Here is an 18,068-nt window from a genome sequence, read left to right as displayed (position 1 = left end):
CGCGCTCAGCCCCGGGGTCATAGCCGATCCGCTCTGATAACACGTTCTAGAACTGCAGGTCACATGGCTATTCGTCCCGCTGACCGGGACCGACAGCGGATGTACCGGTAGGTAACTTAGAGGTTCCGATCACATCTCAACCGATTTGTTGTAACTCTGCGTAACCATTAGCTTTGATGGCAGGCAGTGTTGCCGATCACGGAGAAGAAATTTGAAGCTCGCCACCACACGTCGGTTCCGGCGTCTCGAAGAAGCAGTCCTGCGATGACCCGGGCCGTCCAGAGTCGGTCCGCCGTGCGCATCGTGCGTGACAACTTCTCCAGCACCTCGGTGGCGTCGCTGCGCACCTTCGGTCGCGCGGTCGGAATTGCCGAGGAAGCTGTGTTCGGCACCGTCACCGATATCGCGCGCCGCCAATTCCAATGGAAAGAAGCCATTCTCCAGGCCTGGCGGCTCATTACCGTGACCGCGATTCCGGCCGTGCTCATCGCGATTCCGTTCGGTGTCATCGTTTCGGTCCAGGTGGGCAATCTGATTCACACCCTGGGCGCGGATTCGCTGCTGGGCGCGACCGGCGGCCTGGGTGTCATCAAACAGGGCGCGCCGCTGGCCACCGGCTTCCTGCTGGGCGGTGCGGGCGCCGCGGCACTGGCGGCGGATCTGGGCGCGCGCACTATTCGTGAGGAGATCGACGCGCTGAACACCATGGGCATCAGCCCGATTCATCGGCTGGTGATCCCGCGCCTGGTGGCCATGGTCTTCGTCGCGCCGCTGCTGAACGTGCTCATCATCTTCGTGGGCGTGCTCGCCGGCTACGGCGTCGCCATCGGCGGGCAGGGCGTGACGCCGGGCTCGTACTGGTCCACCTTCGGATCCTTCACCACCACCGCCGATGTGTGGGTGTCGCTGTTGAAGGCCGTGATCTTCGGCTTCCTCGTGGTGATCATCGCCTGCCAGCGCGGGCTCGAGGCGAAGGGCGGCCCGCGGGGTGTCGCCGACGCCGTGAACGCCGCGGTGGTGCTGTCAGTGGTATCGATCGTGACCGTCAACCTGGTCGCCACCCAGATCACCGATCTCTTCCTGCCCACGAGGCTGGCCTGATGTCGGCAACCTACGTGCCCAAGGGGCTGGGCTGGGCCGCGCGCGCCTATCGCCGCCGTGGCCTGATCCTGCGCCGGGTGGAGAACCTGGGCTTCACGCTGGCCTTCGTCTGGCAGGTGCTGTCGTCGATTCCGTTGACTCTCGGGCGGTATCGCAGCGAGACCATGCGGGCCATCTCGGATATGACCTGGGGCCGCGGCTCGGTCATCGTGGGTGGCGGGACCGTGCCGATGATGATCGTGCTCGGCCTGGTCATGGGCGCGTCGGTGGCGGTGGAGTCGTTCACCACGCTGGACATGCTGGGCATGGGCCCGGTGTCGGGCCTGGTGTCGGCCTACGCCACCACCCGTGAGCTGGCGCCGATCGTGGCGGCCATCGGGTTCGCCGCGCAGGCGGGCTGCCGCATGACCGCCGAGATCGGGTCGATGCGCATCTCCGAGGAGATCGACGCCATCGAATCCCTCGGTCTGCGTTCGGTTCCCTTCGTGGTGACCACCCGTGTGCTCGCGGGCGCGGTCGCCATCGTGCCGACCTTCCTCATCGCGCTGATCCTGTCCTACGCGGCCTGCCGTGGGCTGATCACGCTGGTGCACGGGGCCTCGGCCGGTGTGTACGACCATTACTTCTTCCAGTTTGTGTCCGGGTTCGACGTGATCGCCGCGGTGGTCAAGGTGGCCGTGTTCGCGGTGGTGGTCATCCTGATCCACTGCTACTTCGGCTTTTTCGCGACCGGCGGGCCGGAGGGTGTGGGCATCGCCTCGGGTAAGGCGGTGCGCGCGAGTTCGGTGGCCATCGTGGCCATGGACATGGTGCTGTCGCTGTCCCTGTGGGGCTTCAACTCGGCGATTACGTTCACGGGGTAGGGGATGCCGAATTACGGAATGCCGGGTGTGGCCGTCGATCGCAAGCGGGCGATGACGGTCGGCACCGTCGCGCTGGCGCTGGTGGTGGCCGTGGTGGCGGGCTGGGCACTGTACCGGTCACAGAAAACCGAGGCCGGACTGCCGATTTCACTGCGCACCGAGCAGATCGGTGACGGCGTGCTGGTCGGCACCGATGTGCGGGCCAATGGCGTGGTGATCGGCAAGGTCACCGAGATCGCGCCGGATCAGCACGGGACACAGCAGATTTCGCTGCAGCTCGACGATGCCAAGCTGTTCGGGCTGGACGACAGCCTGCAGGTGGATTACGCGCCCGCCAACCTCTTCGGCATCAGCGAAATCGAATTGCGCAAGGGCGCAGGCGGTTCCCCGCTGCGCTCGGGCACGGTGCTGGACTTCACCGGCAACCGGGCCGCCGCGGTCTACGACGCCACCATGGGCTCGATTCTGCGCAGCGCCTCGCAGGTGGGCGGTTCGGTGCTCACGCCTCAGATGGCGTCGGTGATCGCCCAGGCCGCGGCCGACACGCAGGCGCTCATGCCGCTGGCGCAGGCGCTCGTCACCGCGCAGCGCACCGTTACCAATAACCAGAAGATGCCGATGTCGGAGCTGGTCGGCAGCCTCGGCCCGGCCTTCGACGGCGGCGGCCGGTTCGCGGGCGCGACCGTGCAGGTGGTGGATCTGATCCGCAGTATGCAGCGGCTCCAGACCGACCGCGCCGCCTACGACAAGGGTGTCGCGACGGTCACCGGCCAGCTGCTGCCGGCGCTGGCGACCACCTTCACCCAGGCCGGGAATCAGCTTTCCGGTACCACCGACATGCTGGTGCCGGTGCTGACCGCGCTGGCCCAGATGGTGCCGCAGCCGCAGCAGTCCGCGGCCGAATTGCGCCTGCTGCTGGAGCGTTTGCGCGCGGCCATGCCGGATACCGGGCAGGGGCCGGTGCTGAATGTGGAGGTCGACCTGAAGGGCGTGCCGGCCATCGCGGTGCCGCTGCTGGGAGGGGCCAAATGAGGCGTGCATCGCGCAGCGATTCCATCCGGGGCGGTGGTGGAGCGACGGGTGGACATGTGAAAGCCGCAGCCTGGCGGCTGGCCCTGTTCGGGGGCGTCATCGTGGTGGTGCTCATGTTGGTGCTCACCGCGATTCAGCGCCCGGTGTCGGGGAAGACCGAGACCCACGATGCCATCTTCACCGATGCCAACGGCCTGAAGGTCGGCGACGACGTGCGCATGTTCGGCGTGCAGGTCGGCAAGGTGAAGCAGATCAGCCTCGAGGACGCGAAGGCCCGGATCCAGTTGTCGGTCAAGACCGATGCACCCGTCTACGACAACTCGAAGCTGGCCATCCGCTACCAGAATCTGACCGGGCAGCGGTATATCGATCTACAGCAGCAGCCGCAGCCGGGCATCCGGATTCCGGCGGGGGCCCGCATCGGCGAGGACCACACCGTCCCGTCCTTCGACGTGACTCAGCTGTTCAACGGCCTGAAGCCGGTGCTGCAGACCATTTCCCCGGAGGCCATCAACCAGTTCAGCGCCAGCATGGTGGCCCTGATCGAGGGTGACGGCAGCGGGATCGGCCCGGCCATGGACGCGATCGGCAAACTGGCATCGTACGTGGACAACCGGCAACAGGTGATCTCGACGCTGATCCACAACATGTCGGATCTGTCGGACCGGCTGGGCGGGCGCGTGCACCACCTGGTGCCGCTGCTGAAGCAGCTCTCCGACATCTTCGAGGCGCTGCGGCAGAACATCGGCGGCCTGGCGCAATTCGCGGTCACGGCGCCCTCGGTGCTGCGGCCCATCGACAATCTGCTGCGCTCGCTGGGGATCGACAGCGGCTCCGATGTGGACGCGCTGATCCGCAAGATCTTCCCCGACGCCAAGGAGGCGGTGGACGCCTTCGGCCGCCTGCCCGCGGTGCTGGGCGCGGCCGACGCGGCCCTGCCGGCCAGCCCAGGCGGCTGGAAGCCGGTGTGCAGCAAGGGAACCGCCGATGTACCGGCGGTGGTCAGGGTGCTCGTGTCGGGACAGCAGGTGGCGATATGCAACGGATGACATTGCCCCGCTTCTCGAGCGGGTTCAGCATGAAACGTGATGATCGGGTGGTCGACGACGCCACCAAGCAGAAGCGGCACCTGCGCAAGGGCGTCATCGGCGCGGTGCTGGTGGTGCTGGGCCTGGCGGCCGCCGGTGCGCTGTACGTGATCCCGTTCGGCAAGCACACCTACACCGCGGAACTGTCCGAGGCGCAGTCGGTGAAGGCGGGCGACGACGTGCGCATCGCCGGCGTCTCGGTCGGCGAGGTGAAGTCGCTGGAGTTGAAGCCGGACAAGGTCGTCATGCGCTTCACGGTGAAATCCGATGTGTTCCTGGGTGATCAGACCTCCCTCGACATTCGCATGCTGACCATTGTCGGCGGCCACTATGTGGCGGTGTTCCCGGCCGGGAGCAAGCCGCTGGGGTCGGCGGCCATTCCGGCGGACCGGGTTCGCCTGCCCTACAGCCTGATCGAGACCTTCCAGGACGCGGCCACCCCGCTCGCCAAGATCGACGGCTCGACACTGAACAAGAACCTTGCGGCACTGGGCAATTCGATCGACGGCTCGCCCGACACCCTGCGCACCACGCTGGCCACGGTCGACACCTATGTGGACGGGCTGGACAAGCAGCGCAGCCAGGTGTCGAACGCGGTGGCCGTGGCCGATGAGTACGTGCGCATGTACGACGGCGCGAAGTCCGATCTGGGCCGGCTCATGGACAATGCCAACCTGCTGGTCACCGTGCTCGACGACAAGCATGCTGAGATGGCCGAGGCCATCCGGCTGCTCAGTGATGTGCTCGGCCGGCTCGGCGGCGTGGAACCCACCTGGTCGGATCTGAAGCCCAAGCTGACCGACGCGATCACCCGGCTCGAACAACTCGGCCAGAAATTCACCCCGACCCTGACCGCCGCGCAGGACCTGCAGAAGAAGCTGTCGGACCTGGTGATTCCGGACGGCGGCGGGCAGATCGACCAGTCACAGCAGACCGTCACGCTGTCGCGGCAGCCCGTGGCACAGCCGCAGGTGTGCATTCCGGTGCCGGGGAAGGACTGCTGATGTTCAAGCGGATGCTCGGATCCCAGGCGTTCATGTCGGTCGCCGGCGCGGTGCTGGTCGTGCTGCTGGCGGTGGTCGGGTACCTCCTGTGGTTCAACCCGATGAAGAAGACCGTGTCCTACTGCGCCGTGATGCCCGATGCCGTCGGTCTGTACGCGGGCAACAAGGTGACCATGCGCGGAATCCCGGTCGGCACCGTCGATTCCATCGATTCCGACGGCACCAAGGTCAAGGTGACGTTCTCGGTCGACGCGAAGTATCCCGTGTACGCGGACGCCGCCGCCACCACCGTCTCGGATTCCATTGTGGCCGACCGTAATCTGGCAGTACTCAACAGCGGTAAGGATCTGGCGCACTGGGATTCGTCGCAATGCGTCACCAAAACCCTGACGCCCAAGAGCATTACCGAGACCCTGACGGCGCTGGCCGATCTGTCCTCGCAGCTGCAGCAGGCGCAGGCCCCGGATGCGCTGGCGCACGGCCTGTCCACGCTGGACTCGGCCACCCAGGGCGCGGGCCCGCAGATCAACGAGATCGTCAAGAAGCTGGGTTCGGCGCTGGCCCAGCCGGATGCCGACATCGGGCACCTGGCGGGCATCTTCGATGCCTTCGCCGCGGTCGGTGTGAAGGTCGAGCAGCACTGGGGCGACCTGCGCTCCATGCTGCTGCGGCTGGCTCCCGCCCTCGAGAATGCCAGTACCGAATTGCTCGGTCCCGGCGCGCAACTCATCGACCGGCTCGGTGAGGTGCTGCCCATGCTCAATGATCTGGTCACCATCGCGGGCGACCCCATCATGCGGGGCCTCGACGACACCCTCCCGCTGGTCCGCCTGCTGCGCGCCAATGTCGGCTCGCTCTCCGAGGTCATGCTGAAGCTGCCGGTGCTGACCAATGCGGCCCAGAACATCATGGGCAACGGCATCACCTACGGCTCTCCGCGCGCGGCCCTGCCGGCCCCGCAGGCCGAAGAGGTCTGCGCCGCCGGCAATGCCGTCACCCCGGGTAGCTGCACCGACGCCGCCAACGGCATGGTGAACGTCCCGCTGGTCCCGTTGGTGCTCGGAATGGCAGGTGCGCGATGAGGTTCGGACGCTGGGAGATCGTCGTCGCCACCCGGCCTGGTTCCGGTGCGCGAGAGGGCAGCTCGGCATGGTCGAAGCCTGCGCAGGGGGCAGGCTCCGACACGCGTCCGCGGGGACGTGCGGCCATGGCCAGGCGTGCCGGAGCCGCCGTGCTGGCCGCCGGGTTGTCAGCCGGGGCGGGGGGCTGCGCCTTCGATCCGTCCTCGGTGCCGGTACCGGGGACCACGATTTCGGGCCCGACCTATCGGATCCACATCGAGTTCGGCAATGTGCTGAATCTGCCCGCCAAGGCCAAGGTCATCGCCAATGGCGCGCAGGTCGGTTCGGTCAGCGGTGTGCGCGTGGTGGATTCGGCGCACGCGGGCGGGCGCGGCGGCTATGTCGTGGTGGACGCGGACATCTCGTCCAAGGTGCAGCTGCCGGCCACCGCGGTGGCCGAGCTGCGGCAGAACACGGTGCTGGGTGATATCCATCTGGCGCTGACCACGCCGCCGGACGGTTTCGGGTCGTTGCTGAAGGACGGCGGCACCATCACCCGGGACCACACCCGCCCGCCGGTGCAGCTCGAGGACACCATGGCCGCGCTGGCCGCCTTCACCCAGGGCGGCGCGGTGAATCAGTTGCAGGACATCATCAACCATTTCAATGCGGTGCTGCCCCGCGATCCCGAGGAGACCAAGCGGATCGCGCAGAACGCGGCCGGGAACGCGGTGGATCTGGCGGCCAATCTGGACCAGGTCGACAAGCTGCTCGACGGTCTGGGTGTGAACGCCCAGGTGCTGCACGATCGCGCGGACTTCCTGGACCACGAGCTCAGCCAGGAGTCGGTGGACGCCATGACCGGGATCACCGGCTCGATCGAGGGCGTCACCCAGATCTTCGCCGTGCTCGGCCAGCTCGGGCAGTCGCTGGTGTGGCTGGCTCCGCTGGCCACCGCGCTGGATCCGGTGACGCAATCCTTTGCACCGCTGGCACTTTCGGGGCAGCCGCTGGACCTGTCGGTGCCGTCGAATCTGTCGCTGCTGACCTCGCTGCTGCGGGACAAGCTGATTCCGTTCGTCGAGAACGGGCCCAAGGTGAACATCACCGGCGTCCAGGCGGATTCGGTGTCCCGCGACGATCAGGTCACCAACATACTGGCCGGGCTGCGCATGATCGGAGCGGTGCGATGAAGTGGGGTTCGCTGGCGTCGCTGGGCGGCATCGCGGCCGTCACCGTGGTGGGCGCGAGCTATCTGACCTTCGGCGTGGTGCGGGCGGATCCATTCGCGCATTACACCGGCGGGTCCATGGTGATGGCGAATTCCGGTGGGCTGAGCGTGGGCTCGCCCATCCTGCTCACCGGCATGCGGGTCGGCAAGATCACGTCGGTGGACTCCACCGCGCGCGGCGTCGAGGTGGGATTCCGCATCGATGGGGACCGCAGGCTGCCCACCGACAGTGACGTCACCATCGAGCAGCTGTCCGCGCTGGGCGAGCCGTTCGTGGAATTCCGGCCCCGCACCGCGGGCGGGCCGTATCTGAAGGACGGCCAGCGCCTGGACGCCGCCGCGGTGAAGTCGCCGCTGTCCATTCCCGAGGTGTCGCGACTGCTCAACAAGGTCATGAACCAGCTCGACCCGAAGGTGGCGGCCTCGCTGGCGAGCACGCTGGGAGCGGCCTTCCACGACACGGATTCGGCCATGCCGAACCTGACCCGCGCCGGTGATCTGCTGGCCGCGGCGATTATGAGCCGCGAACCCAAGATTGCTCAGCTACTCAACAGCTTCCAGGCGGCGGCCTCGAATATCGATGGTATGGGCGAGGCTACAGCGGCCGCGGCGCCCGCATTCGTGCAGTTCGAGCAGTCGCTCGCGGAGCTCATCAATGCCGTCGGTAGACTGGTCGACCGTGCCCCCGGGCCGCAGGAATATGTCTCCGGCAACGGATTGGCGCCCTTCCTGGCCAAGCTGACCGAATGGCTGCAGCAGGCCGGACCCGAATTGAAGACCCTCGCGCCCCAATTGCAGCCGCTCGCCGACGCGGCACGCACCGCCGGGCCTCAGCTCAATATCAGCAGCTTGATCTCGCAGGCACTCGCGTCCACCGGTGACGGTGCCGTGCGCGTGCAGGTCGGCGTGAAGTAGCAGTACCAGCAAGGAGGAGACCCATGTCTCAGGACACCGAATCGAAGCAGCCGGCCGACCTGGATCCGGCGCCGGACCCGGCCCCGGGCAGGACGGTGCAGCTGAAGGTCTCGACCCTGGTGACCGCGGTCGCCGCGGTGCTGCTCATCGGCGCGCTGGTGACGGTCACCGTGCTGTGGCAGTCCGCGCGCGGCGACCTGAAGGACCGCGATACCCAGGCCGCGAACGACAAGCACGCCGAGCAGGTGGCCTCCGACTACGCCATGGGCGCGGCCAACCTCAACTTCTCCGACTTCAACGCCTGGACCGCTCGCCTCGAGTCCAACACCACCCCGGCGCTGGCGAGCAAGTTCGGCGCCACCTCCTCGAAGCTGCAGGAGATCCTGGTTCCGCTGAAGTGGACCTCGAGCCCCACCCTGCTCAGCTCGCAGGTCACCAATCGCGACAACGGCGCCTACAAGGTGAACGTCTATCTGAACGTCAACTCCACCAATGCGCAGAACCCGGACGGCGTCCTCACCACCATCTATTACACGGTGAGCGTCGATCCCAAGAGCGACTGGAAGGTCACCGACGTCGGCGGCATCGACCTCCCGCTGCCCAAGCAGTAACCGCGTCCCGGAAAACCCTGGCCCGCCGCAGCTTTCGAGCTCGGCGGGCCTTCCGGTGCACCCGTCAGGAGGCGGTGCCGCGCAGCTTGTCGGCCAGCCGCACGGCCAGCGCGACGATGGTCAGGGTGGGATTGGCGTGGCCGTTGGTGGGGAAAACCGAGCTGCCGGCGATATAGAGGTTGCTCACACCGTGCACGCGGCAGTCGCTGTCCACGACGCCGGTGCGCGGGTCCGCCGACATGCGGGTCGCGCCGGTGGGGTGCGCCCAGTCGGTCAGCCGGGCCGGGAGATCACTGGTCTCGCGGACCCATTCGTCCAGGGCGGGCGGGGGATAGCCGAGGCGGGCGAACTCGCCGGCGACCAGAGCGGCCGCGCGGCGGACGGTGGCGTCCTCCTGGGCGCTGACCTGCCAGTCGATGCGCGGATGCGGCATGCCGAGGCGATCCACGGTGTCGCTCAACTGGATCCGGCTGCGCGGGTTCGGGGTCTGCTCCACCATGCAGCGCAGTTCCACGTGTTCGAGCTTGCGCGGCAGGCCGGTGTGGTCGATGAGGCGGCGTTTGGCTCCGGAGAGCAGCAGGCCGGGATGGCTGGCGACGGTGCGGGCGTCGTGCAGGTTCATGTGCCCGCGCAGCAGGTTCTTCACCGACTCCCAGGGGTCGTCCTCGGAGGGCACCTCTTGAATCCACAGGGCGCAGTTGAGGAGTCCCTCGTCGGCCTGGATTTCCGGCGACAGTGCCAGCCCGTGCAGGAAGGTGTGCTTACCGCCGCGGGTTCTCACGACGTATTTGCCGAATCGCTCGCGCGCGGCGGCGGAGGTGCGCGGGTCCAGCGCGCCCACCACACCGCAGCGATGATCCAGCAGATACCGGCCCACCACGTCGTGACGATTACCGATACCTTCCGGCACAATGCGATTCGACGCGAGCAGCAAGCGCGCGTTTTCGATTCCCCCGGCGGCCAGCACAATTCGCGCCGCACGGATGACACGGGTATTTCCGTCGGAATCCACCACCCGCAATGCCTCGACTCGGCTGCCGTCCGGATCGGTATCGATATGGGAAACGGTGGCATTCAGCAGAATTCGAACATTGGCTGCGGAGATTTCCCCGGCATGGACGCCGAATCGCTTGGAGTCGAACGGATCCGCCGGGTCCTTGCTGATCTGCCAGAAGTAGGGCCGCAGCCAGCGCCGGTCCACCTCCGGATGGGCTGGATTCCGGTCGGCCAGCTCCCAGAACCGGTCGCCGGTGAACCCGGCCCCGTACCCCAGTCCCAGATGTCCCGCCGCCCGATCCAGATACGGCTCGACCTCGGTGAATCCGATCGGCCAGCCGGAGAACGGGACCCAGGCGCGGGTCGCGAAATCCAGGTCGTCCAGGGGCGCGCAGCGTCCGCTCCAGGTGTGCGAACTGCCGCCCAGAATGCGATTGCGGGCATTGCGATACGGCTGGGCCCGCGCGGCGCCGACATTCTCGATGTCGTTGAGCGCATCGGTGCCGGGGGAGAGTTCGCGCCCGCCGCTCTCCAGCACCAGCACTCGTAGCGAACTTTCCGCGAGTTCGGCAGCCAGGGTCAGGCCTGCCGGTCCGGACCCGATAATGCACAGGTCGGCCGTCAGCTCGCTGTCCCGCGCGGCACGAAGGTCGTCGATACGCACCGGAAATCCTCCCGCACCCGCATCCACCCCCGCGACGGACGCGCTTTCCTTTGCCCGGACCTCATCGTAACCGTTCAATTGCCCGGCCGTGGGGCATCTTTCGGCTCAACATCCGCGCTGCAGAAACGCGCGCACATAACCCGCCGACTGCCGCACATACATCCAGGACCAGAACAACAGCCCCGAATCGCTGGGGCTGGCGACCATGGTGATCTGGCCGGAAAAACACTTCTCCACGATGTATCGCGCGCGAGAGACGTGCGGTGTATAGGTCACCACGATGATGTGCTGCCAGTGTCCGGCCCGGGCCCGGCGGCGGATCTCTTCGGCCTCGCCCTGGGTGGTCCACGGATTCGGCACGAAGCAGGAGACCGTGAAGGCGAACCCGCCGTCGCAGTAGCGGTCCATCACCGGGTCGTTCTGGCCGGTGGATCGCGAGATCAGCAGCTCGGGCGCATAGCCCTCCTGGGCGAGCCGCAGCCCGACGTCGTAGCGTGCGTAGGCCGTCCCGCCGAGCACCACGATGGCGTCGGCCCGGCGCAGCGGATCCACCTGCGGGTGCACGAACACCGGCAGCCCCGCGAACGCGAGAGCGACGATCAGTGCCGTCACGGTGACGACCCCTGCGATGACCCTCCGGAGTGCAGGCACGCCTCCGACGGTACCGATCCCGGCGCCGACCTTCCCGGCGTGATCGTGGGGCAGACTGTATTGCGCACGAACGCACGGCATCACGCACGAACAAGGCATGTCGTCCCCAACGGAGGAGTCCGCCATGGAGCTGGGCCTGCACTACTGGAACTACTCGCACCCCGCCGCGACCGATCGGATCGCGTCGACGCTGGCGCATACCGCCCGCATTGCCGAACAGGCCGGATTCGCGCAGTTCACGGTCATGGACCACTACTTCCAGATGGAGCTTCGCGGCACCGCCGAGGAACCCATGCTGGAGGGCTATACCACCCTCGGCTACCTGGCGGCCCTGACCGAGCGTATGCGGCTGGGACTGTTGGTGACCGGGGTGATGTACCGCTATCCCGGCCTGCTCGCCAAGATCGTCACCACCCTCGACGTGCTCTCGGGCGGCCGGGCCGAACTGGGCATCGGAGCGTCCTGGTACGAGCGGGAACAGCGCGGCCTCGGCGTACCGGTCGTCCCGATGGCCGAGCGGTTCGAACGGCTCGAGGAGACGCTGCAGATCTGCCTGCAGATGTGGGGTCCCGACAACGGGCCGTACAAGGGCGAGCACTACCAGCTGGCCGAGACCCTGTGCGTGCCTGCGCCTTTGAGTCGCCCGCGCCCGCCCATCCGGATCGGCGGTGGCGGTGAGCGCAAGACGCTGCTGCTGGTGGCCCGCTACGCGGACGCCTGCAATCTCTTCGCGAGCAGCCCCGAGGAGGTCGCCGCCAAGCTGGCCGTGCTGCGCGCGCACTGCGAGGCCGAGGGCCGCGACTACGACGCCATCCGCAAGACCGCGGTCTACGTGTCCGATGCCCTCGGCGACCCGGACCGGGTGCTGCGGGATGCCGAGCAGCTTGCCGCCCTGGGCATCACCGAGCTGGACTTCATGCCCGATGGCGATCCCGTCGTCTTCGCCACCGAATTCGCCGAACGCCTGCTCCCGCGCTTGGCGGCCATCTAGTCCGGGGCCGGGGCGTTCGGTATCATCGCGCGCGCTTGCCAACATCTGGAGGACACTGTGCCCGCGAATCCCACTGCCGCCGAACTATTGGCGACCGTCGAAGCGTCACCGCGGGCGGTCGGCGCGCACGACAAGGCCGCCTGGGTGGGCCTTTTCGCCGACAACGGCAGTGTCGAGGACCCGGTCGGCTCGCGCCCGCACATCGGGCGCGCGGCCATCGAGCGCTTCTACGACACCTTCATCGCGCCCAACGGGATCGTCTTCGATGTGACCGGCGACGTGGTGTGTGGCATGACGGTCTTCCGCGATCTCACCATCGCCACCACCATGTCCACCGGGGTCACCCTGCATGTGCCCATGCATCTGCGCTATGACCTGGACGAGGTGGACGGCGCGCTGAAAATCCGTGCCCTGCGCGCACATTGGGAGCTGGCGGGCATGATCGGCCAGCTGCTGGGATCGGGCATGCAGGGCCTGCTGGCGGGCGCCAAGCTGGGCCCGCAGCTGCTCGGCAATCAGGGCGTCGGCGGGGCGATGGGCTTCATGTCGGGCCTGCGCGGTGTCGGCGCGGCGGGCAAGCAGGCCGCCGGGCAGCTGCTGGATGCCGTGGCCGCCGGTAATTCGTCCAGTGCCCGTGCGGTTCTGGCTCCGGTCCCGCGCCTGGAGTGGGGTGTGGACGGCGCGATGTCGCTGGAGGACTTCACCACCCGGGTGAAGGGCCTGCGCTGGAGCAAGGCCCTTGCCGCCGGGCACTCGGTGACGGTGTCGGTGGAGACCCGCGAGGGCCGCGGCATCGCCGAACTCGACTTCGCCGACCGCGGGCTGCGCATCGAGTCGGCGCGAATCTTCGTGCCGGCGAGCTAATCCCGGATCCCGGCGATCTCCGCCAGGGGATTGTTCCCGCTGAACGTGGTGCCCCCGGCCGCGCCGACCACCTTCCCGTGCACGCTGATCAGCCACTGGCCGCACACGCAGCGCAGGTACTGCACCCCGCGGTGGGAGGAGACAGCCGTGGGAGAGGGCCAAGCGCAGGAAGGGCATTCGGCGATCATCAGGACATCCTGGGCGCGGGAGCGTCGATTGACCATGATCGACACGCGGTGACCCGCAAATCGCGGGCGTGTCATGAACGACTCGCCGTGCGTGATTTGCCAATGGGCCCATCAGAACTCGGCGGCACCCCGTTGACATCCAGTGTGGTCAGCCCGCTTTGCCCTTGCGCACCGCCGTCGGTGTTGCACCCCACCAGCGCTGGCAACAACGTGTGAATACCGACTGTTCCGACAATCCGATGAGCGAGGCGACCTGGCTCATCGGCATATCCGTCGTGGTCAGGTAGCGCCGCGCCTCGGTGCGCCGGACCTCGTCGAGAATCGCCGCGAAGGTGGTGTCCTCGGCGGCCAGCCGTCGCTGCAGGGTGCGCGGATGGATGGTGAGCAGCCGTGCCACGGCATCGATTTCGGGGGCGGTGGTGCCCAGCAGCTTCTGCAGGGTGGTCCGCACGCGCGGCGTGATGGCCGTGGCCGCGCCGCCGGACTGCTCGGCCAGGAACGCCATGGCCAGCCGGTGCAGGTTCTCGTCGCCGCCGGAGAGTCGCCGATTGCCGAGGGCGGCCGGTATCCGCAGCAGGGCGGCCGGGCGCTCGATTCGCACTGGCGCGCCGAAGAATTCCTCGTACGCCTGGATCGGGGCGGCGGGCCGGTAGGGGAGCTCCACCGAACGCAGCCCGTAGCGGTCCTCGGTGAGCCGCTGAATCGTCCTGTGCACGAAGGCCAAACCGAGATCGGTGCCCTGCACAGGGGTGGGCAGGCCGGGCGCGGTGACGCCGTAGCGCAGCGCGATCACGCCGCGATCGCCGTACGGGTCGGGTTCCATCGTCAGGCTCAGTGAGCGCGCGTGCACGAACAGGTAGCGCGAGGTGCACTCCAGCACCCCGGCCAGGGTGGTGGCATTCCGGATGGCCAGGGCCAGGGGGCCGAGCATGTCCAGGTCCTGCCGCCACGCGATCCGCAGGCCCAGATCCGGGCAGTCGAGCCGGTGCGCGGCCAGCTCCAGGACCGCCCCGACGGCGTGATCGGGGACCAGCAGGTCGTCGGTGTCCAGTGCGGCGACCGGCAGGCCGCAGGCCGTGATCAGCTCCTCGGCATCCCCGCCGAGTTCGGCCACGGTGGCGCGGAAGCCCCGCAGCCCGGCGGATCTGATCACGGACATGTCATCCAGAATCAAATAGTTGTCGTGCAGAGTCAAGGAATCGGGGAGCGGGCACAACAGACTGGAGGTCATGAACGCCGCGCAACCTCTCGCCGAACACCTCGACGTCGTCATCGTCGGAGCCGGGCTCTCCGGCATCGGCGCGGCGTATCGACTGCAGACCGAGCAGCCCGGCCGCAGCTACGCCATCCTCGAGGCGCGCGACGCGCTCGGCGGCACCTGGGACCTGTTCCGCTACCCGGGCATCCGCTCCGACAGCGACATGTTCACCCTCGGCTACCCGTTCAAGCCCTGGCGTGACGCCAAGTCCATCGCCGACGGGCCGGCCATCCTGCGCTACATCACCGAGACGGCCACCGAGAACGGCATTGACAAGCACATCCGTTACGGCACCAAAGTCGTTGGCGCCGAATGGGACAGCGACGAGTCGCGGTGGACCCTCACGGTCGAGCGGCGCGGTGTCGACGGTGTCGAGCGCAGCACGCTCACCTGCGGCTTCCTCTACTCCTGCTCCGGCTACTACAACTACGACCACGGCCACGAGCCCGAGTTCCCCGGCATCGCCGACTTCGCCGGCACCGTCGTGCACCCCCAGTTCTGGCCCGAGGACTTCGACTACACCGGCAAGCGCGTGGTGGTCATCGGCAGCGGTGCGACCGCGGTCACCCTGGTCCCGGCCATGGCCGAGCAGGCCGAACTGGTGACCATGCTGCAGCGCAGCCCCACCTGGATCTCCGCGGTCCCCGGCCGCGACAAGGTGGCCGACCGGATGCGCGAACTGCTGCCGCCGAACCTGGCGCACCGGCTCATCCGCACCAAGAACATCCTGTTCAACATCGGCTTCTACCAGTACTGCCGGCGTCGGCCCGAGGCCGCCCGCAAGCTGCTCACCGGGCTCACCACGCGAATCCTGAAGGACGAGAAGCTGGTCGCCGAGCATTTCACGCCCGAATACAACCCGTGGGATCAGCGCCTGTGCGCGGTGCCCAACGCCGACTTCTTCAAGGCCATGCGTAAGGGCAAGGCCGAGGTGGTCACCGATCACATCGAAACCTTTGTGCCCGAGGGCATCCGGCTGAAGTCCGGCAAGGTGCTCGAGGCCGATGTGGTGGTCACCGCCACCGGCCTGCAGCTGCTCGCCTTCGGCGGCGTCGACCTGGTGGTCGACGGCGCGCCGGTGGAGCTGTCCGAGCAGTTCGTCTGGCAGGGCACCATGCTGACCGGCGTGCCCAACTTCGCGGTGTGCATCGGTTACACCAATGCCTCCTGGACGCTGCGCGCCGACCTCACCTCGCGACTGGTCTGCAAGGTGCTGGGGTACATGGACCGCAACGGCTACCGGGCGGTGGTCCCGCAGCCGCGGCACACCCTGCAGGAGCGGCCACTGCTGGATCTGGCCTCCGGGTACGTCCAGCGCTCGATCGGCGACTTCCCGCGCCAGGGCGATCGGCGCCCGTGGCAGGTACGGCAGAACTACCTGCTGGACACCGCGACGGTCATGCGCACCGACCTCGGCAAGACGCTGCGGCCGGTCGCGGCCGCAAAGGTGCTCGAACCGGTCCACTGAAATTCGCTTGCGCCGCAGCGCCTGCGGTTCGGTCACAAGCCTGCTGGCCAGCATGGCCGCCATGACATCCACGCGGTTCAGCGGTCCGATGTGGTCGGTGCGGGTGGCGGTGACGGCGGTCTCCGCGGCCCTGCTCGCGGCGGCCGGCGGCCTCGGCACCCAGGCGGCCGCCGCGCCGTCCCCGGCCGAGCCGTCGGCGAGCGAGCAAGCGCCGCAGGACCTCTGGACGATCCCCACCGCGCCCGCCGACTCGGCCACGCTGATCGTGGCCTACAGCTTCGGCAATCGCATTCCGGCAGGCGCGGATTCGGCGCGCACCATCGGCGATCCGGGACCGGTCAACGAGGCCCTCGCCGCGGCCGTGGTCGCCACGCGCGGCGATCGGGACCTCCCGGTGTACGCGCAGACCGAAATCGCCCAGGTGCTCTCCTCGCGGTACGGCATGACCGATGTGGTGTGCATAGATCCGGTGCGCAATGCCGACGGGACCCTGGTCTATCTGTCCACCGACGGGGTGGCCGCGCAGGTCGCCGCCCTCCGGGGCGCGGCGATCGCGGACGACGCGGCGGCGGTGGTGGCCTTCGCGGACCACCAGTGGCGGGCCATCAGAACGACCGCCCGACACGGTTTCCGGGCCTTCGCCCCGGCCGGTGTCGCCATACCCGATCAGTACGACCCGCAGTCCGGGCAGTTGTGGACCACCAGCCGGTTGCTCTACCTGCCCACCGACCTGCTGGGGCGGCTCGCGCTGCTGAAGTAGCCCGAGGGGTGCGAACCCTGATTTCGGGCCGTCCGCGCTCGGCTGGGCTGCCATGCTTTCGCGCCATGGGACGAGTCGAGACGAGAGCGGTGGTCGAGCCGCGGGCAGCGGCCGACTCGAGGACGGCGGTGGATTCGAGAACGGCGGCGGACTCGAGGACGGCGGCGGGCGGATTCCTGCTGCCCGCACCACGATTCGAGCCGCCGTTGGAGCAGTGTCGTCGTAAGCCGGGGCCGGTCCGCCACGCTCCGGAGGCGGGCCGCCGGGCACCGGGGGTGGGCGGCCCGGTTCCGCGGCCCGATCAGTGGCCGGCCGCCGCCGCGAGCCGATCGCCGGGATGCCGGAATCGAGTGGATCGCCGATCGGTGTCTGCTGTGCCCGGATCGGTCGGCCTGCAACGGTTTCTGCGTTCTTCGCATCCTGTGAAAACCCGGGGTGGTGATGAATGCAACACTGCGGCAAGGCAATTCGCGGGGACGGCACTGCGGCTGGCGCTCGAGGTGCTGGACGGCCGCCGTCCGGTGAGGCAGCTGGGCCCACTCGCCGAGCCGGCGGTGGTGGCCGCGGTGCGCACCCTGGCGGGGGCGGGCCGGCTACCCGGGCGGGAGCTCGGCACCGCCACCCTCACCAGGGTGGATGTGATCATGGCCGGACCGGGGCAGGCGGAAGTTTGCGCGGGTTACGACCGCGGCGGGCGGCGTTTCGCGCTCGCCGCCCGTATTGTCCACGGTCGTTCCGGGTGGCGCTTGGCCGCATTCCGGGTGTGCTGAAGACCGGACGGTCTCTGCGGTAATAGCAGAATAGTCTGGTTGCCCCTAATTCGATTCGCGCCTGGTTTGAATCCTGCATCGCGCGGCATTAACATTTCGGCGAATAGCGGCACCTCACACGTGGAAGGGCAGTCCATGGCGAAGAAAGTCACCGTAACTCTGGTTGACGACTACGACGGCGAATCGAAGGCCGACGAGACCGTCTTTTTCTCGATCGACGGCAACGACTTCGAGATCGACCTGTCGAACAAGAACGCCGGCAAGCTGCGGGAGGCCCTGGAACCGTGGACCGATAAGGCCCGCAAGGTCGGTCGTTCCAAGCGGACCGGCAAGGTGGCCGCGGGCGGCCGCACCCGTCCGGCGGTGGACCGCGAGGAGAGCACCGCGATCCGCGAATGGGCGCGCGCTCAGGGGCACCAGGTTTCCTCGCGCGGCCGTATCCCGGCCGAGATCGTTGACTCTTACCAGCGCGCCAAGAATTAGCCAGCGTAAATCAAGGCGCTGGAAATTCGCTGGGAGTCGAGAGCCTGCGGGCATCGGCTCCAAGCGCGG

19 protein-coding genes are annotated in these 18,068 nt (G+C 67.9%); 15 read left to right on the top strand and 4 right to left on the bottom strand.

Translation table 11 applies throughout. The annotated features are described in order from the left end of the window. Positions 1-264: 264 nt before the first annotated feature. The 9 genes from ABZ909_RS20145 to ABZ909_RS20105 all read left to right on the top strand — a co-directional run bounded on the left by ABZ909_RS20145 (position 265) and on the right by ABZ909_RS20105 (position 8,906). Entirely contained in the window at positions 265-1,101 is an 837-nt protein-coding gene (locus tag ABZ909_RS20145) for an ABC transporter permease (RefSeq protein ID WP_357001663.1), read from the top strand. Beyond that, the gene (locus ABZ909_RS20140) at positions 1,098-1,964 is read left to right on the top strand and encodes an ABC transporter permease (RefSeq protein WP_357001779.1); all 867 of its coding nucleotides are present in this window, start codon (positions 1,098-1,100) and stop codon (positions 1,962-1,964) included. Before ABZ909_RS20145 ends, ABZ909_RS20140 begins: the two co-directional genes overlap by 4 nt. 3 nt (positions 1,965-1,967) lie before the next feature. Next, positions 1,968-2,996: an MlaD family protein gene (locus ABZ909_RS20135; protein WP_357001661.1), complete on the top strand. Its 1,029-nt coding sequence runs from the start codon at positions 1,968-1,970 to the stop codon at positions 2,994-2,996. 56 nt (positions 2,997-3,052) lie between these two features. Next, positions 3,053-4,045 carry an MCE family protein gene (locus tag ABZ909_RS20130; protein WP_357001659.1) on the top strand — a complete coding sequence of 331 codons (993 nt, stop codon included), beginning with the start codon at positions 3,053-3,055 and terminating at the stop codon, positions 4,043-4,045. 29 nt (positions 4,046-4,074) lie between these two features. After that, positions 4,075-5,088, top strand: a complete 1,014-nt coding sequence (locus tag ABZ909_RS20125; RefSeq protein WP_357001656.1) for an MlaD family protein — start codon at positions 4,075-4,077, stop codon at positions 5,086-5,088. Beyond that, positions 5,088-6,170, top strand: coding sequence for an MlaD family protein (locus ABZ909_RS20120; RefSeq protein WP_357001653.1), 1,083 nt, complete (start codon positions 5,088-5,090; stop codon positions 6,168-6,170). The genes ABZ909_RS20125 and ABZ909_RS20120 overlap by 1 nt, the downstream gene beginning before the upstream one ends. Before the next feature lie 125 nt (positions 6,171-6,295). Further along, a complete protein-coding gene (locus ABZ909_RS20115; protein WP_357001650.1) occupies positions 6,296-7,342 on the top strand; it encodes an MlaD family protein in 1,047 nt (348 codons plus the stop codon). After that, on the top strand, positions 7,339-8,295 hold the full coding sequence (locus tag ABZ909_RS20110) for an MlaD family protein (RefSeq protein ID WP_357001648.1): 957 nt from the start codon (positions 7,339-7,341) through the stop codon (positions 8,293-8,295). The genes ABZ909_RS20115 and ABZ909_RS20110 overlap by 4 nt, the downstream gene beginning before the upstream one ends. A 23-nt stretch (positions 8,296-8,318) precedes the next feature. Next, positions 8,319-8,906, top strand: a complete 588-nt coding sequence (locus tag ABZ909_RS20105) for a hypothetical protein (protein WP_357001645.1) — start codon at positions 8,319-8,321, stop codon at positions 8,904-8,906. A gap of 64 nt (positions 8,907-8,970) precedes the next feature. Here ABZ909_RS20105 and ABZ909_RS20100 read toward each other — a convergent pair whose 3' ends face one another. Together ABZ909_RS20100 and ABZ909_RS20095 are read right to left on the bottom strand one after the other, a co-directional pair. Beyond that, positions 8,971-10,566 (bottom strand): GMC family oxidoreductase, encoded by a 1,596-nt coding sequence (locus ABZ909_RS20100; protein ID WP_357001642.1) that lies wholly within the window; start codon positions 10,564-10,566, stop codon positions 8,971-8,973. A gap of 105 nt (positions 10,567-10,671) precedes the next feature. After that, positions 10,672-11,217 (bottom strand): YdcF family protein, encoded by a 546-nt coding sequence (locus ABZ909_RS20095; RefSeq protein WP_357001640.1) that lies wholly within the window; start codon positions 11,215-11,217, stop codon positions 10,672-10,674. 124 nt (positions 11,218-11,341) lie between these two features. Here ABZ909_RS20095 and ABZ909_RS20090 point away from each other — a divergent pair, with 124 nt between their 5' ends. Together ABZ909_RS20090 and ABZ909_RS20085 are read left to right on the top strand one after the other, a co-directional pair. Then, positions 11,342-12,208 carry an LLM class F420-dependent oxidoreductase gene (locus tag ABZ909_RS20090; protein WP_357001777.1) on the top strand — a complete coding sequence of 289 codons (867 nt, stop codon included), beginning with the start codon at positions 11,342-11,344 and terminating at the stop codon, positions 12,206-12,208. 57 nt (positions 12,209-12,265) lie between these two features. Continuing rightward, positions 12,266-13,072, top strand: a complete 807-nt coding sequence (locus ABZ909_RS20085; protein ID WP_357001637.1) for a nuclear transport factor 2 family protein — start codon at positions 12,266-12,268, stop codon at positions 13,070-13,072. Here ABZ909_RS20085 and ABZ909_RS20080 read toward each other — a convergent pair. Both ABZ909_RS20080 and ABZ909_RS20075 read right to left on the bottom strand, forming a co-directional pair. Beyond that, positions 13,069-13,296 (bottom strand): hypothetical protein, encoded by a 228-nt coding sequence (locus ABZ909_RS20080; protein WP_357001634.1) that lies wholly within the window; start codon positions 13,294-13,296, stop codon positions 13,069-13,071. The genes ABZ909_RS20085 and ABZ909_RS20080 overlap by 4 nt on opposite strands. A gap of 112 nt (positions 13,297-13,408) precedes the next feature. Then, positions 13,409-14,419: an AraC family transcriptional regulator gene (locus tag ABZ909_RS20075; protein ID WP_357001631.1), complete on the bottom strand. Its 1,011-nt coding sequence runs from the start codon at positions 14,417-14,419 to the stop codon at positions 13,409-13,411. A 70-nt stretch (positions 14,420-14,489) separates the two neighbouring features. Between ABZ909_RS20075 and ABZ909_RS20070 the strand changes: the two genes are divergently transcribed. The 4 genes from ABZ909_RS20070 to ABZ909_RS20055 all read left to right on the top strand — a co-directional run bounded on the left by ABZ909_RS20070 (position 14,490) and on the right by ABZ909_RS20055 (position 17,999). Further along, entirely contained in the window at positions 14,490-15,986 is a 1,497-nt protein-coding gene (locus ABZ909_RS20070; RefSeq protein WP_357001628.1) for an NAD(P)/FAD-dependent oxidoreductase, read from the top strand. A gap of 61 nt (positions 15,987-16,047) precedes the next feature. After that, complete coding sequence (locus tag ABZ909_RS20065; RefSeq protein ID WP_357001626.1) at positions 16,048-16,746, top strand: hypothetical protein; 699 nt, start codon at positions 16,048-16,050, stop codon at positions 16,744-16,746. A 365-nt stretch (positions 16,747-17,111) separates the two neighbouring features. Next, positions 17,112-17,516: an Rv3235 family protein gene (locus tag ABZ909_RS20060; protein WP_357001623.1), complete on the top strand. Its 405-nt coding sequence runs from the start codon at positions 17,112-17,114 to the stop codon at positions 17,514-17,516. A 135-nt stretch (positions 17,517-17,651) separates the two neighbouring features. Then, positions 17,652-17,999, top strand: a complete 348-nt coding sequence (locus ABZ909_RS20055; RefSeq protein WP_357001620.1) for an Lsr2 family protein — start codon at positions 17,652-17,654, stop codon at positions 17,997-17,999. Positions 18,000-18,068: the final 69 nt, after the last annotated feature.

Origin of the sequence: Nocardia sp. NPDC046763 (assembly GCF_040645495.1) — a bacterium.
Taxonomy (GTDB): Bacteria; Actinomycetota; Actinomycetes; order Mycobacteriales; family Mycobacteriaceae; genus Nocardia.
This window is presented reverse-complemented; position numbering and strand designations above follow the sequence as displayed.

What these genes read in the sequence shown, in the direction of transcription:
- ABZ909_RS20145 (WP_357001663.1), top strand. Translation starts at nt 265, where the DNA reads ATGACCCGGGCCGTCCAGAGTCGGTCCGCCGTGCGCATCGTGCGTGAC.
- ABZ909_RS20135 (WP_357001661.1), top strand. Translation starts at nt 1,968, where the DNA reads ATGCCGAATTACGGAATGCCGGGTGTGGCCGTCGATCGCAAGCGGGCG.
- ABZ909_RS20125 (WP_357001656.1), top strand. Translation starts at nt 4,075, where the DNA reads ATGAAACGTGATGATCGGGTGGTCGACGACGCCACCAAGCAGAAGCGG.
- ABZ909_RS20120 (WP_357001653.1), top strand. Translation starts at nt 5,088, where the DNA reads ATGTTCAAGCGGATGCTCGGATCCCAGGCGTTCATGTCGGTCGCCGGC.
- ABZ909_RS20115 (WP_357001650.1), top strand. Translation starts at nt 6,296, where the DNA reads ATGGCCAGGCGTGCCGGAGCCGCCGTGCTGGCCGCCGGGTTGTCAGCC.
- ABZ909_RS20110 (WP_357001648.1), top strand. Translation starts at nt 7,339, where the DNA reads ATGAAGTGGGGTTCGCTGGCGTCGCTGGGCGGCATCGCGGCCGTCACC.
- ABZ909_RS20105 (WP_357001645.1), top strand. Translation starts at nt 8,319, where the DNA reads ATGTCTCAGGACACCGAATCGAAGCAGCCGGCCGACCTGGATCCGGCG.
- ABZ909_RS20090 (WP_357001777.1), top strand. Translation starts at nt 11,342, where the DNA reads ATGGAGCTGGGCCTGCACTACTGGAACTACTCGCACCCCGCCGCGACC.
- ABZ909_RS20080 (WP_357001634.1), bottom strand. Translation starts at nt 13,296, where the DNA reads ATGGTCAATCGACGCTCCCGCGCCCAGGATGTCCTGATGATCGCCGAA.
- ABZ909_RS20075 (WP_357001631.1), bottom strand. Translation starts at nt 14,419, where the DNA reads ATGTCCGTGATCAGATCCGCCGGGCTGCGGGGCTTCCGCGCCACCGTG.
- ABZ909_RS20070 (WP_357001628.1), top strand. Translation starts at nt 14,490, where the DNA reads ATGAACGCCGCGCAACCTCTCGCCGAACACCTCGACGTCGTCATCGTC.
- ABZ909_RS20065 (WP_357001626.1), top strand. Translation starts at nt 16,048, where the DNA reads ATGACATCCACGCGGTTCAGCGGTCCGATGTGGTCGGTGCGGGTGGCG.
- ABZ909_RS20055 (WP_357001620.1), top strand. Translation starts at nt 17,652, where the DNA reads ATGGCGAAGAAAGTCACCGTAACTCTGGTTGACGACTACGACGGCGAA.